Genomic DNA, 12,984 nt, shown 5'->3' with positions numbered 1-12,984 from the left:
CTGGCCCGAACCTTGGGCAAGTACTTGATCGGCCAGGACTTTCGCGCAACTTGCGGACCTCACCCAAGGTCCGATCGGCGTTCGCCAACCACACAGGGATTTTCGGGATGACTAGAGTTCTCCGCCAGGCCGGCACGGCCTCCTGCCTCGCCCTGCTCGCCGGCCTGCCACTGAACGCCACGGCGCTGGAATTCAACGGCTACGGTCGGGTAGGTGTCGGTGGCGCCGCGGAAGGCGGCAAGCAGAGCTGCTTCCAGCTGCCCGGGGCACCCGCCAAGTACCGGCTGGGCAATGAATGCGAGACCTACTGGGAACTCGAGCTGCACCAGACCCTGTACAAGGGCGTGGATGGCACCGAGCTCAAGGTGCACGGCATGGCCAGCCTCTACAACGTCTACGACCAGACGCCCACCCTCAGCGGCGACAACGGCAACGTGCGCCTGCCGCAGATCTGGACCAGTCTCAGCCTGCCGGCGCTCAATGGCGGCGGACTCTGGGCCGGTCGCCGCTACTACAAGCGTCACGACATCCATATCAACGACTTCTACTACTGGAATCCGAGCGGCACCGGTTTCGGCGTGGAGGACTACGGCCTGGGCGACAGTGGCTTGCGCCTGAGCTACGCCTTCAGTCGCGAAGACAACGTCGACCAGCCGGACAAGGCCAATCGCCACGACCTGAACCTGGGCGGCATCAAGACCAATCCCGGCGGCGAGATCGAACTGGGACTGTCCTATGTCCAGCGCGCCGGCCAGGTGCAGAACGCCCACAGCGGCTGGTCGGCCACCGCCGAACACAAGCAGTCGCAGTTCCTTGGCGGGGTCAATGTCTTCACCGTGCAATACGGCCGCGGACCGGGCACCGGCCTGGGCGCCACCGGCAGCCTGACCGCCGACCAGGATTACCAAAGCCTGCGCGTGCTCGAGTCGCCGCGCTGGCAGCTTACCCCGCGCTTCGGCGGCCAGTTGCTGGCACTCTACCAGCGCGACCGAGCGCCGGGCGATGGCGGCCAGACCTGGTACTCCTTTGGCGTGCGGCCCAGCTATGCCTTCACCCGGTTGTTCAAGCTGCAGGTGGAATTCGGCCACGACCAGATCCACCCCGACAGCGGTGCCACCCGCACGCTGAACAAGGTTACCGTGGCGCCGACCCTGGCGCTGGGCGGCATGGGGCTGATGGACCGGCCGGAGATCCGCCTCTACTGGACCTACGCCAGCTGGAACCGCGGCGCCCAGGACGCTGCCGTGGCTGGCACGGCGCTGTCCGACAGCGGCGCCTTCGGCGACGCCCGCCACGGCAACAACTTCGGCGTGCAGCTGGAAACCTGGTGGTAGACGGAAGCAAGCGAGACCGCCCGTCATAACCAGGCGAACTAAACGTATGCCGCCCGGTCGGTTTCCTGACAACCAAAAGGCCGACCAGGGAGAACGCCATGAATCCTCTCGCCCGCGAGTTGCCCGCAGCGAGTGACACCGCCACCACCCTGCTCGACCGCTTCCAGCGCGTGCGCAGGGCCAGCGAGGCCCTGTGCGCCCCGCTCACCGTCGAGGATTACGTCATCCAGAGCATGGCCGACGTCAGTCCGCCGAAATGGCACCTGGCCCACGTCACCTGGTTCTTCGAGGCCTTCATCCTCAAGCCCTTCCTCAAGGGTTACCAGACGCCCAATCCGGCCTACGACTACCTGTTCAACTCCTATTACGAGACCCACGGCAAACCCTTTCCCCGGGCGGCCCGCGGGCATCTGTCGCGACCGGGCGTGGACGACGTCTATCGCTTTCGTGCGGCGGTGGACACCGCCATGGCCGAGCTGCTCAGCGCGCCGCCCGCCGAACATGCCGCCGAGATCGCCCGCCGCCTGGAGCTGGGTCTGCACCACGAGCAGCAGCACCAGGAATTGCTACTCATGGACATCAAGCACATCCTGGCGCAAAACCCGCTGCATCCGGTCTATCGCGCCGACCTGGCCAAGGGCCCCGCGGCCGCGGTCGCGCCTCTGGGCTGGGCAGCCCATCCGGGCGGCGTCCGGCATGTCGGCCATGGTGGCGAAGACTTCGCCTTCGATTGCGAGACCCCGGTCCACCGCCAGTTCGTCGATGACTTCCAGCTGGCTGATCGGCTGATCACCAATGGCGAATACCTGGCCTTCATCGAAGACAATGGCTACGGCCGCAGTGATCTCTGGCTGTCGGACGGCGCCGCGGCCATCCGCAGCCTCGGCTGGCAGGCGCCGCTGTACTGGCAGAAGCTCGATGGCGTCTGGCATCACTTCACCCTGGGTGGCCTCACTCCCGTCGATCAGGCCGCACCGGTCTGCCACCTGAGCTTCTACGAAGCCGATGCCTACGCCAGCTGGGCCGGCGCCCGGCTACCTACCGAGGCGGAATGGGAAACCGTGGCGGCGCGCCAGCCGGTCCAGGGCAACTTCGTCGAGCAGGATCACCTGCAGCCGGTCGCCAGCGCGGGCCAGGGTATGCGCCAGCTGTTCGGCGATGTCTGGGAGTGGACCGGCAGCGCCTTCCGCCCCTACCCCGGCTTCAAACCGCTGCCGGGGAGCCTGGGCGAATACAACGGCAAGTTCATGTCCGGTCAGATGGTCCTGCGCGGTGGTTGCTGCGCCACGCCCCAGGACCATGTGCGCGCCTCCTACCGCAACTTCTTCTATCCCACCATGCGCTGGCAGTTTTCCGGCCTGCGCCTGGCCAGAGAGGTCTGACCCATGGCCCTAGCCGTGCGCTTCTTCGATCAGCAACCGGTGAGCGTCGCCGACGGCTCGCTGCGGGACGATGTGCTCCAGGGCTTCGCCCAGACCCCCAAGGCGCTGTCGCCCAAGTATTTCTACGATCAGCGCGGCTCCGAGCTGTTCGAGGCCATCACCCGCCAGCCCGAGTACTATCCCACCCGTACCGAAGAGGCCATCCTGGCCACGGCGGCCGGTGAGATCGCTCGCCTGGCCGGGCGCGACGCGGCCCTGGTCGAACTGGGCAGCGGCGCCAGTCGCAAGGTGCGCCTGCTGCTGGAAGCCATGCACCCGGCCGGCTACCTGGGCATCGACATCTCCCGGGAATTCCTGCTCAGCAGCACCCAGCGGCTGGCAGTCGACTATCCCTGGCTGGACGTCAGCGCCGCCTGCGCCGACTTCAGTCGACCCATGACCCTGCCCGACAGTCTCGACGGCTTGCGTCCCATCGCCTTCTTTCCGGGCTCGAGCATCGGCAACTTCACCCCGGAAGAAGCCGGCGTGTTTCTGCGCAACCTGCACCGGATGCTGCCGGCGACCGGGGGCCTGCTGATCGGGGTGGACCTGATCAAGGACCGGGCGCGACTGGACGCGGCCTACAACGACGCCGCCGGGGTGACCGCCGACTTCAACCTCAACCTGCTGGAACGCATCCGCCGCGAGCTGGACACCGATCTGGATCCGCAGCGCTTCCGGCACCTGGCCTTCTTCAACGAAGAACAGGCGCGCATCGAGATGCACCTGGTCAGCACCCGCGACCAGACCGTACGTCTCGAAGGCCGCCGATTCACCTTCCGTGAAGGCGAGCGCCTGCATACCGAGAACTCCTACAAGTACAGCCTGGAGAGTTTTCGCGCGCTGGCCGAAGACGCCGGTTTCAGACAGGTATGGGTATGGACCGACCCTCAGGCGCTGTTCGCTGTCTTCTACTTCGCGGCCTGAGCCTTTCGACAGATAAATGACGACTGGCAGAGTGTGAGGCGGGTGGTGAGGGAACTCTCGACCCGATCACGCTCTAAGTAGCAATCTGCTACTACAGCGCACCGAGACGTTGCTATGGAGCCCGCTCCACTCACTGCGGCCAATGAACGCCAGCGCCTTGCACTGCTGCGCGATCTCGCCTTGATCGACCGTCCTTCCGATCGTGCCTTCCAGGATCTCACCGATCTCTGCGCGCGGCTGTTCGACGTCCCCTACGCCATGATCTGCTTTCTTGACGGCCAGCAGGTCCATTGTCGAGCCACCGTGGGCTGTGCGCCCCTGACCGTGCCGCGCACCCAGTCGTTCTGCCAGCACCTGCAGGAATCCAGCCTGCCGCTGCAGGTGGAAGACGCCCGCAACGACGCCCGCTTCGCCGCTCTCCAGGTGGTCACGAGCGCGCCCAACATCCGCTATTACCTGGGCGCGCCGCTGCGCACGACCGAAGGGCTGATGCTCGGCAGCCTCTGCCTGTTCGATTCGGCACCCCGCGCCGCCCTGCCCCAGGATCGGCTGATAGCGCTGCAGCAACTGGCGGCCCTCGCCAGCCAGCACATCGAACTGCTGCGCACCGAAGCCTTCTGGGACCCGGTCACCCAGTTGCCGAATGGCCAGCGCTTCATCGAGGATGCCGAAGCCCTGACCCGGGCGGGCACCCGCGTGGTGGCCGTGGCGGCCGATCTGTTCGCCCAGAGCTACCTCAACGACTTCATCAAGGCCATGGGCCAGGCCCACTTCGATGGCCTACAACGCGCCATCAAGCAGCACCTGCGTCGCCTGCTGCCGGTCGAGCTACCCTTGTATCGCCTGGGGCCGGCCCGCTTCGGCTTTCTGTTGCACGACGCCGACGAGGCCGCGCAGCAGGCGCTGCTCGAACGCCTGCAGGAGGAATTGACCGGGGTGCTCGACTACAACGGCATTCCCATCCAGACCCGCCTGGGCCTGGGGGTGATGTCCCTAACCGACGATCATCCCGCCGACTGGCTGCGCGCCCTGATCGCCACCGCCGACGATGCCCGCGCCGAGATGCGCGGCTGCCGGCATTTCGATCCGCAGCACGATGCCGCCTATCGCCGCGCCTTCGCCCTGCTCAGCGCCCTGCCCCAGGCGCTGCGCGCCGAGGATCAGCTGAGCCTGGTCTACCAGCCGCGCATCGACCTGGCCACCGGTCGCTGCCACAGCGTCGAAGCCCTGTTGCGCTGGCAGCATCCGCACCTGGGCCCGGTCAGTCCGGCGGAATTCATTCCGCTGGCGGAAAAGACCGCGCTGATCACCGCCCTGAGTCGCTGGGTGATGCAGCAGGCCATCAGCCAGGCCTATACCTGGCAGCGGGAAGGCCGGAGTCTGGGCGTGGCGATCAACATCTCCGCCCATGACCTGAACGATCCGGACTTCACCGAGCAGACCACCGAGCTGCTGCAGCGTTATCCGGTCAATCCCCGGCGCCTGGAGCTGGAGGTCACCGAGAATGCCCTGCTGGGTGACGTGGCGCTGATCCATCGGCAGCTGGCCGCCCTGCGCGAGCTGGGCATCGGCATCGCCATCGACGACTTCGGTACCGGCTACAACAACCTCTCGCACCTGCGCGAGTTGCCGGCCGATACCATCAAGATCGACCGCAGCTTCGTGCGCGAACTGACCCATCGCACCAAGGACCGGCTGATCGTCAGCTCGCTGATCGAACTGTCCCATCAACTGGGCTTTCGCATCACCGCCGAGGGCATCGAAACCGCCGAGGCCCTGGCCAGCCTGCTGGCCATGGGCTGCGACGAAGGCCAGGGCTTCTGGATCGGCAAACCGATGCCCGAACCGGAGTTGCAGGCCTGGCTGCTGATCCAGCAACCGGATCTGCAACGCTCGACCCGCCGCGCCCCGGTCTTCCAGCTGTTCGACAACGCCGCCAAGCACTGAGCCCGTCCTGCCCCGCGTCGCGCCGCGGGTTGGCGCCTCAGGCCCGGAGCGGGATCATTCCTGGGTGCGTTTGCGCGGCGGCGCGAAGCCGTCGGCCGAAGTCGGCACCAGGGCGCCGGGGCGGCGCTCGGACTTGGGTTTGGCCTTGGTCTTGGCCTTGCCGTCCTTCTTGCCCTCGGTCTTTTTCTTCTTCACGCCCGCCGCCTTGCCCGAGGCCTTGAGCTTTTTCGGACCGCTGTAGCTGGCCTTGAGACCCGGCAGGTGACGGCGCTCGAATCTCAGCTTGAGATAGCGCTCGATGCTGGACATCAGATTCCAGTCGCCATGGGTGACGAAGGAAATCGCCGTACCCGCCTCGCCGGCGCGGCCGGTGCGGCCGATGCGGTGGACGTATTCGTCGCCACTGCGCGGCAGGTCGTAGTTGATCACCAGGTCCAGGCCCTCCACGTCCAGGCCGCGGGCGGCCACGTCGGTGGCGATCAGCACCTTGACCGCGCCGCTCTGCAGCCGCTCCACGGCCAGCTTGCGGTCCTTGGTGTCCTTGTCGCCGTGCAGCACGAAGACCTTGAGGCCCTCGGCCACCAAGCGGCCGGTCAGGCGATCGGCCTGCACCTTGGTGTTGGTGAAGACGATGGCCTTGCGATAGGTCTCGTTGGCCAGCAGCCACTGCAGCAAGCGCTCCTTGTGCGGTGGCTCGTCGGCCAGGATCACCTGCTGCACCACGGCTTCGTTGAGTTCGCCGGTGCGGTCCAGCATGAGATTCTGCGGCTCGCGCAGGACCTGCTCGACCACCTGACGCAGGCTGTTGCCCCCGCTGGTCGCGGAGAACAGCAGGGTCTGGCGACCCTCGCGCTCGCAGCTCGCGGCGATCTGCAGCACGTCCTCGGAGAAGCCCATGTCGAGCATGCGGTCGGCTTCGTCGAGCACCAGCATCTCGATGTCTTTCAGGTTCACGTTGCCGGCGTTGCGCTGCTCCAGCAGGCGGCCGGGGGTGGCCACCAGGATTTCCGGATTCTTGCGCAGGCCGGCGGCCTGGACGCGGAAGTCCTCGCCCCCGATCACCAGGCCGGCCTTGAGAAAGGTGAACTGGCCGAAGCGTTCGATTTCCTTGGCGGTCTGCTGGGCCAGCTCGCGGGTCGGCAGCAGGATCAGCGCACGGGCGCCGGAGCGGGGCTTGGGATCCTTGAGCAGGCGATCCAGCAGCGGCAGCAGGAAGGCGGCGGTCTTGCCACTGCCGGTGCGGGCGGTGACGCGCAGGTCATGGCCTGCCAGGGCCGGGCCCACGGCAGCGGCCTGGACCGGAGTGGGCGTCTTGAAGCCCAGGGTATCGAGGGCCTTGAGCAGGCGCTCGTGCAGAGCGAGTTCGGTAAACACGGGTAGACCTCGGTAAAGAAAGGGCGGCCGCCGCGGGCGACCGCAGGTGATCAGGGGACCAGACGGCTGCGGAACAGCGCCTGGTGCTCGCGGCACTGGGCGGCGGCCAGCAGGAAGACGCCATGGCCGCCGCGCTCGAATTCGAGCCAGGTGAAATCGACTTCCGGATAGAGCGCCTCGACGTGAACCTGGCTGTTGCCCACCTCCACGATCAGGATGCCCTGCTCGGTGAGGTGATCGGCGGCCTCGGACAGCATCCGCCGCACCAGATCCAGGCCGTCGTCGCCACAGGCCAGGCCCAGGGCCGGTTCGTGCTGGTATTCGGCCGGCATGTCGGCGAAGTCCTCGGCATCCACATAGGGCGGATTGCTGACGATCAGGTCGAAACGCTGCCCCGGCAGTCCGGCGAAGCCGTCGCCCTGGACGGTATAGACGCGATCCTTCAGGTCGTGGCGCTCGATGTTCTGCCAGGCCACCTCGAGGGCGTCGTAGGACAGATCCCCCAGCGCCACCTCGGCCTCGGGGAAGGCATAGGCACAGGCGATGCCGATGCAGCCCGAGCCGGTGCAGAGATCGAGGATGCGCGCCGGCGCGGCCGGCAGCCAGGGCGCGAATTGCGCGTCGATCAGCTCGCCGATGGGCGAACGCGGCACCAGCACCCGCTCGTCGACGGTGAACGGCAAGCCGCAGAACCAGGCTTCGCCGAGCAGATAGGCGGTGGGCACCCGCTCCTGGATGCGCTTGTGCAGGAGCACCCCGAGTTCGTAGCGCTCGTCGTCTTCCAGGGCGCAGTCCAGGTAGCGATCGGCGGTGTCCCAGGGCAGGTGCACGGCGCCCAGCACCAGGGCGCGGGCCTCGTCCCAGGCGTTGTCGTGGCCATGGCCGAAGAACAGCTCTTCGGCATGGAAGCGGCTGACGGCCCAGCGGATGTGGTCGCGCAAGGTGCGCAGGCGGGATTCGCTCATGAAAGGCTCCGGATGATCAGCCGCGCATTCTAACCCGCGCCCGGTCCGGCTGCAGGAACTTAACGTCCGGGCCTTTCTTCCTAAGCCTAGACCTTCAACGAGGAGAACGTCATGAGCAAGACCGTAGCCGACCATCTCTGGGAGCGCCTCGGCCAGTGGCACGTCGAGCGCATCTTTGGTTATCCCGGCGATGGCATCAACGGCATCATGGGCGCCCTGGGTCGGGTGGCCGACCAGTTCGACTATGTGCGGGTGCGCCACGAGGAGATGGCCGCCTTCATGGCCTGCGCCCATGCCAAGTTCACCGGCGAGGTGGGCGTCTGCCTGGCCACCTCCGGGCCCGGGGCCATTCACCTGCTCAACGGCCTGTACGACGCCAAGATGGACCATATGCCGGTAGTGGCCCTGGTGGGCCAGCAGGCGGCCTCTTCGCTTGGCAGCGACTACCAGCAGGAAGTCGACCTGCACACCCTGTTCAAGGACGTTTCCGCCTATGTGGAGACGGTGGTGCATCCGGCGCAGCTGCGCCATGTCATCGACCGCGCCTTCCGCGTGGCCATCGCCGAGCGCCAGGTGGCGACGGTGATCATCCCCAACGACATCCAGCAGCTGCCGGCGGTGGAAAGTCCGCCGCACCAGCATGCCAATGTCCTTTCCGGTGCCGGTGCCATCCCGCCGCGACCCTATGCCCAGGAAGACGACCTGCAGGCCGCCGCCGATATCCTCAATGCCGGCAAGAAGGTCGCCCTGCTGGTGGGCGCCGGCGCCCTGCAGGCGCGCAGCGAGGTGATGGCGGTGGCCGAGAAGCTCAGCGCCGGGGTGGCCAAGGCGCTGCTGGGCAAGGGCGTACTCTCCGACGAACTGCCCTATGTCACCGGCGCCATCGGCCTGCTCGGCACCGAGGCCAGCGATCTGCTGATGAAGGAGTGCGACACCCTGCTGATCGTCGGCTCGACCTTCCCCTATACCGAGTTCCTGCCCCGGGAAGGCCAGGCGCGGGCGGTGCAGATCGACCTGCATGCGCGCAACATCAGCATGAGATATCCCATCGAGCAGCCATTGCTGGGCGATGCCGCCGAGACCCTGAGACGCCTGCTGCCGCTGCTGGAGAGCAAACCCCACGATAAATGGCGCGCGCGCATCGAAAAGAGCGTGGCCGCTTCCTGGCACTCCATCGAGCAACGCGCCCTGGCGCCGGCCGAGCCGATCAATCCGCAACGGGTGTTCCACGAACTTTCCAGCCAGCTGCCACAGGATGCCATCCTCTGCGGCGACAGCGGCTCCCACACCAACTGGTATGCCCGCGACATCCGCCTGCGCGGGCAGATGCTGGGGTCGCTGTCGGGAAAGCTAGCGACCATGGGCTGCGGCATTCCCTACGCCATCGCCGCCAAGTTCGCCCATCCGGATCGCCCGGTGATCGCCCTGGTGGGCGATGGCGCCATGCAGATGAACGGCAATGCCGAACTGGTCACCCTGCAGCAGTACTGGAAGAGATTCAGCAATCCGACCTTTATCGTCATGGTGCTCAACAATGGCGATCTCAACCAGGTGACCTGGGAGCAGCGCGCCCTGGCCGGGGATCCCAAGTTCGCCCCGGCGCAGGATGTGCTCGACTTCCCCTATGCCCGCTATGGCGAATTGCTGGGCTTCAAGGGCCTGCGCATCCATCGCCCGGACGAGGTGGCCGATGCCTGGCAGCAGGCCTTCGAAGCGGATCGCCCGATGGTGCTGGAATTCGTCACCGACCCCAGCGTGCCGCCGCTGCCGCCGCACATCAGCTTCGAGCAGGCCAGGGCCTTCCTCGGCGCTATCGCCAGTGGCGATCCGAATCGCTGGGACATGCTCAAGCAGGGCGCCCGCCAGCTGCTGCGCTAGCCCGCGCCTCCCAGGCTCGCCAAGCAACGCCGAGGCGTATAACCTCGGCGGCCTTACAGAGCCTGGGGTATGAGCATGCAGTTGCCCGAGCACGACCGTTTCGATCCGCCACCGCTGCGCCTGCGGCGGCCCTTTCTGACCTCCCTCGCCGCCGGCCTTGGCACCTTCTCGGTGCTGACCGGCCTGGCGGCGCTGCTGGCAGGCGGTGCCGCCCTGCTACAGCTGCCGCAGCTGGCCCCCTATCTGACCCTGACCCGCGAGGCCGCCCAGGGCTTCCTGAGCGGCGGTGCGCTGCTCCTGCTCATGGGGCTCTGGTTGCGCCGCCGCAGCCAGCGGCGCTGGCGCTATCGCAATGCCTTGAGCCTCGCTCCCGAGCTCAAGCGGCGGCGCTAGCTAGCGTTGCCGTAAGCGTGCCAGGCCACCGCCCAGCAGCCCGGTGAGGCATCCCAGCACCAGGCCGCCGACATGGGCGCCATTGGCGATGGAGCCAAAGCCGAGCAGGTCGAAGACGCCGGTCAGGCAGATCACCAGCCAGATCAGCATCATGGCCACCACGCCGCGCGGCATGCGATAGGCCGGGTTGGGCGCCAGCCACTGGAACAGCCAGCAGTGGCCGAGCAGGCCATAGAGCACCCCGGACAGGCCGCCGAACAGGGCGGGGCCGGTCCAGGCGTACTGCACCAGGTTGGAGCCGGCGGCGAACACCAGGGTCAGGAGCAGCAGCATCAGGCCGCCCTGGCGGAATTCGACGCGCCGACCCAGCTCCCAGTACCAGAGGGCGTTCATCGCCAGGTGCAGCAGACCGAAGTGCAGGAAGATCGGGGTGACCAGTCGCCACCATTCGCCGCGAGCCAGGCTGGCGTCGAGATCGAGAAAGGCGATGTGCTCGGCGTCGATCAGGCGGAATTCCTGCAGCGTCAGGTAGTGGATCAACGCCAGGTTGTCGCCCAGTTTAGTGGCCAGACCCAGCAGCAGCGTGATGGCGAGAAAGACGGCGCTGACCGGACTGGCCTTTAGTTGCGCCAGCAGCCCGAAGCCCCGCGGTCCGCGGCTAGCCTGGACCTCGCCGCGCGGATCGCCGTCGGGATAGCGCTCATAGAGCGCGCGGGTCTCCTCGACCCGCGCCGGGTCCAGCACCCAGAGCACCTGGCTGTCGCCCTCTTCCACTACCCGGTGGCGGATCTGCAGGCGCCGCAGCAGGCGGGTGAAGCCCAGCAGATCGCGGCCCAGGGGCACCCGCAGCACGGGTTGCGGCTGGTTCATCGCCCCTCCTCGCGCTGCACGTCGATCCAGACGAACTTGGCCGGGTCGATCTGACGTTCGTCGTCGAGGCGGTAGGCCACCAGCTTGCCGTACTTGACCGCGCTGTAGTCCAGGCAGGCGAGGTTCGGCCGCAAGGGTTCGGGATGGCCATCGCGCCAGTAGTGACCGACGAACAGCATCGGCTCATCGGCGCCGTAGCAAAGCAGCCCGGCCTTTTCCTCGTCGCTCAAGGGTTCGCAGGCGATTTCCGCCGGCAAGGCATCGGGCTGGAAGACCACGTCGCCATAGGTCTGGGGATCGCTCTCCCAGAACTTGGTGCGAAAGCGCGCCCGCACATAGCCATCGCTGCCGGTGAGGCGCAGGCCATGGGGCAAGGGCAGCGACACGCCATTGAGCAGGCGCGAGGCGACCCGACTGGCCAGGCTGCCGCCGACGATGGACTGGCGCACGAAGTCCTCGTCGATGCAGGCATCCGGATAGTGGTGGAGGAATTCGTCGATCAGCCGCTGATCCCAGCAAGCGTGGACGATGCGGAAGTGCCCGAAGTCCTTGCACAGCGGCAGCCGGTAGAGCCAGCGCAGGTGGTCCTGCCACTCGCCGGGGTGGTCGGCGAAGGCCGCCAGGGTCTCCTGGATCAGTTGGCGATGGCGCGGCGTGTGCTCGCGCACCCAGGTCTGGCCGGTGCCGGGCAGCGCCGGGGTGTGCCAGGCCAGGGCATTGAGTTCGTGATTGCCGAGGATGCAGTGGGCATGGCCGCCTTCGACCATGGCCCGCACCCGGCGCAGGGAGCCGCGGATGCGCGGTCCGCGATCGACCAGGTCACCGAGAAAGATCGCCTGGCGCTTGGGGTGCTGCCAGACGCCGTCCAGCTGACGGTAGTCGAGCCGTTCCAGCAGCAGGTCCAGGGTATGGGCGCAGCCGTGGAGGTCGCCGATCAGATCGTAGCCCTGGGGCATCAGTCGTCTCCCAGGCGACTGCCCCAGCCGAGCTTGGTCCGGCAGATCTCGTAGTAGTTGTGATCCAGCGGGTGGATCAGCCTGAGCTTGTGGGGCTTCTTCTGAATAGTCACGGTATCGCCGGGTGCGCAGGTGAAATGATTCTGGCCATCACATGAGACCTGCGGATAGATCGTCATGTTCGGCGACACCAGGATCGACAGGGTGCTGTCGCCGGAGACCACGATGGGTCGGCTGGACAGGGTGTGGGGATACATGGGCACCACCACGATGGCATCCAGCTTGGGATGCATGATGGGACCGCCCGCCGACAGCGAGTAGGCGGTGGAGCCGGTGGGGGTGGCGACGATCAGGCCGTCGGCGCGCTGGCTGCAGACGAACTGGCCGTCGATGTACAGCTCGAACTCGATCATCCGGGTGGACTTGCCCGGGTGCAGCACCACGTCGTTGAGGGCGTCGCCCTGGCCGATCATCTCGCCCCCGCGCTCGACGAAGGCGTCCAGCAGGAAGCGCGTCTCCATCAGGTACTGACCGTCGAGCACCTCGGCGACCTTGGTCTCCAGCTCGTCGGGGCGGATATCGGTGAGAAAGCCCAGCTTGCCGCGGTTGATGCCCAGCACCGGCACCCGTGGGCGTACCAGGGCGCGAGCGGCGCCCAGCAGGCTGCCGTCGCCGCCGACCACGATCACCAGGTCGCAGATCTCGCCCATGAGCTTGCGCGACACCGTCTGCAGGCCGTGCCCGGGCAGGACCTCGGCGATGGTGTTTTCCAGGATGACGTTGCGCCCGCGTTGCAGCAGAAAGGTCTTGAGCCGGCGGATGGTATCCAGCACCTGGGTGCTGCCGAGTCGACCGATGATGCCGATGTTACGAAAGGAGTCCATGACGCGTCGGCGGCCCCGTTGGCTGGAAAGTGCGG

At 66.9% G+C, this 12,984-nt stretch carries 11 protein-coding genes; 6 read left to right on the top strand and 5 right to left on the bottom strand.

Annotated features, from left to right (window positions below; translation table 11 throughout):
• Nucleotides 1-107: 107 nt before the first annotated feature.
• From PVZ77_RS06660 to PVZ77_RS06645, 4 genes are all read left to right on the top strand, one after another.
• Complete coding sequence (locus tag PVZ77_RS06660) at nucleotides 108-1,334, top strand: maltoporin (protein ID WP_273806019.1); 1,227 nt, start codon at nucleotides 108-110, stop codon at nucleotides 1,332-1,334.
• Between the two features lie 98 nt (nucleotides 1,335-1,432).
• Nucleotides 1,433-2,716, top strand: a complete 1,284-nt coding sequence (gene egtB / locus PVZ77_RS06655) for an ergothioneine biosynthesis protein EgtB (protein WP_273806018.1) — start codon at nucleotides 1,433-1,435, stop codon at nucleotides 2,714-2,716.
• Between the two features lie 3 nt (nucleotides 2,717-2,719).
• The gene (gene egtD, locus PVZ77_RS06650; protein WP_273806017.1) at nucleotides 2,720-3,682 is read left to right on the top strand and encodes an L-histidine N(alpha)-methyltransferase; all 963 of its coding nucleotides are present in this window, start codon (nucleotides 2,720-2,722) and stop codon (nucleotides 3,680-3,682) included.
• A gap of 114 nt (nucleotides 3,683-3,796) precedes the next feature.
• A complete protein-coding gene (locus PVZ77_RS06645) occupies nucleotides 3,797-5,629 on the top strand; it encodes a putative bifunctional diguanylate cyclase/phosphodiesterase (RefSeq protein WP_273806016.1) in 1,833 nt (610 codons plus the stop codon).
• A 54-nt stretch (nucleotides 5,630-5,683) separates the two neighbouring features.
• Here the strand turns inward: PVZ77_RS06645 and PVZ77_RS06640 are convergent, their stop codons facing one another.
• Together PVZ77_RS06640 and prmB are read right to left on the bottom strand one after the other, a co-directional pair.
• Nucleotides 5,684-7,003, bottom strand: a complete 1,320-nt coding sequence (locus PVZ77_RS06640) for a DEAD/DEAH box helicase (protein ID WP_273806015.1) — start codon at nucleotides 7,001-7,003, stop codon at nucleotides 5,684-5,686.
• 50 nt (nucleotides 7,004-7,053) lie between these two features.
• A complete protein-coding gene (prmB, locus tag PVZ77_RS06635; RefSeq protein WP_273806014.1) occupies nucleotides 7,054-7,968 on the bottom strand; it encodes a 50S ribosomal protein L3 N(5)-glutamine methyltransferase in 915 nt (304 codons plus the stop codon).
• 111 nt (nucleotides 7,969-8,079) lie between these two features.
• Between prmB and PVZ77_RS06630 the strand changes: the two genes are divergently transcribed.
• Nucleotides 8,080-9,846: a thiamine pyrophosphate-requiring protein gene (locus tag PVZ77_RS06630; RefSeq protein WP_273806013.1), complete on the top strand. Its 1,767-nt coding sequence runs from the start codon at nucleotides 8,080-8,082 to the stop codon at nucleotides 9,844-9,846.
• A 69-nt stretch (nucleotides 9,847-9,915) separates the two neighbouring features.
• Nucleotides 9,916-10,239, top strand: coding sequence for a hypothetical protein (locus PVZ77_RS06625; RefSeq protein ID WP_273806012.1), 324 nt, complete (start codon nucleotides 9,916-9,918; stop codon nucleotides 10,237-10,239).
• Here PVZ77_RS06625 and PVZ77_RS06620 read toward each other — a convergent pair whose 3' ends face one another.
• The 3 genes from PVZ77_RS06620 to PVZ77_RS06610 are packed head-to-tail and all read right to left on the bottom strand — an operon-like array spanning nucleotide 10,240 to nucleotide 12,949.
• Nucleotides 10,240-11,109, bottom strand: coding sequence for a rhomboid family intramembrane serine protease (locus PVZ77_RS06620; protein ID WP_273806011.1), 870 nt, complete (start codon nucleotides 11,107-11,109; stop codon nucleotides 10,240-10,242).
• The gene (locus PVZ77_RS06615; RefSeq protein ID WP_273806010.1) at nucleotides 11,106-12,065 is read right to left on the bottom strand and encodes a metallophosphoesterase; all 960 of its coding nucleotides are present in this window, start codon (nucleotides 12,063-12,065) and stop codon (nucleotides 11,106-11,108) included. Before PVZ77_RS06615 ends, PVZ77_RS06620 begins: the two co-directional genes overlap by 4 nt.
• Entirely contained in the window at nucleotides 12,065-12,949 is an 885-nt protein-coding gene (locus PVZ77_RS06610; protein WP_007158929.1) for an NAD(+) kinase, read from the bottom strand. Before PVZ77_RS06610 ends, PVZ77_RS06615 begins: the two co-directional genes overlap by 1 nt.
• Nucleotides 12,950-12,984 lie beyond the last annotated feature (35 nt).

Origin of the sequence: Pseudomonas sp. SHLD1, assembly GCF_028640935.1 — a bacterium.
GTDB lineage: Bacteria > Pseudomonadota > Gammaproteobacteria > Pseudomonadales > Pseudomonadaceae > Chryseomonas > Chryseomonas aestiva.
Note: the sequence above shows the minus strand (reverse complement) of the source record. Positions and strands in the feature narration are given on the sequence as shown.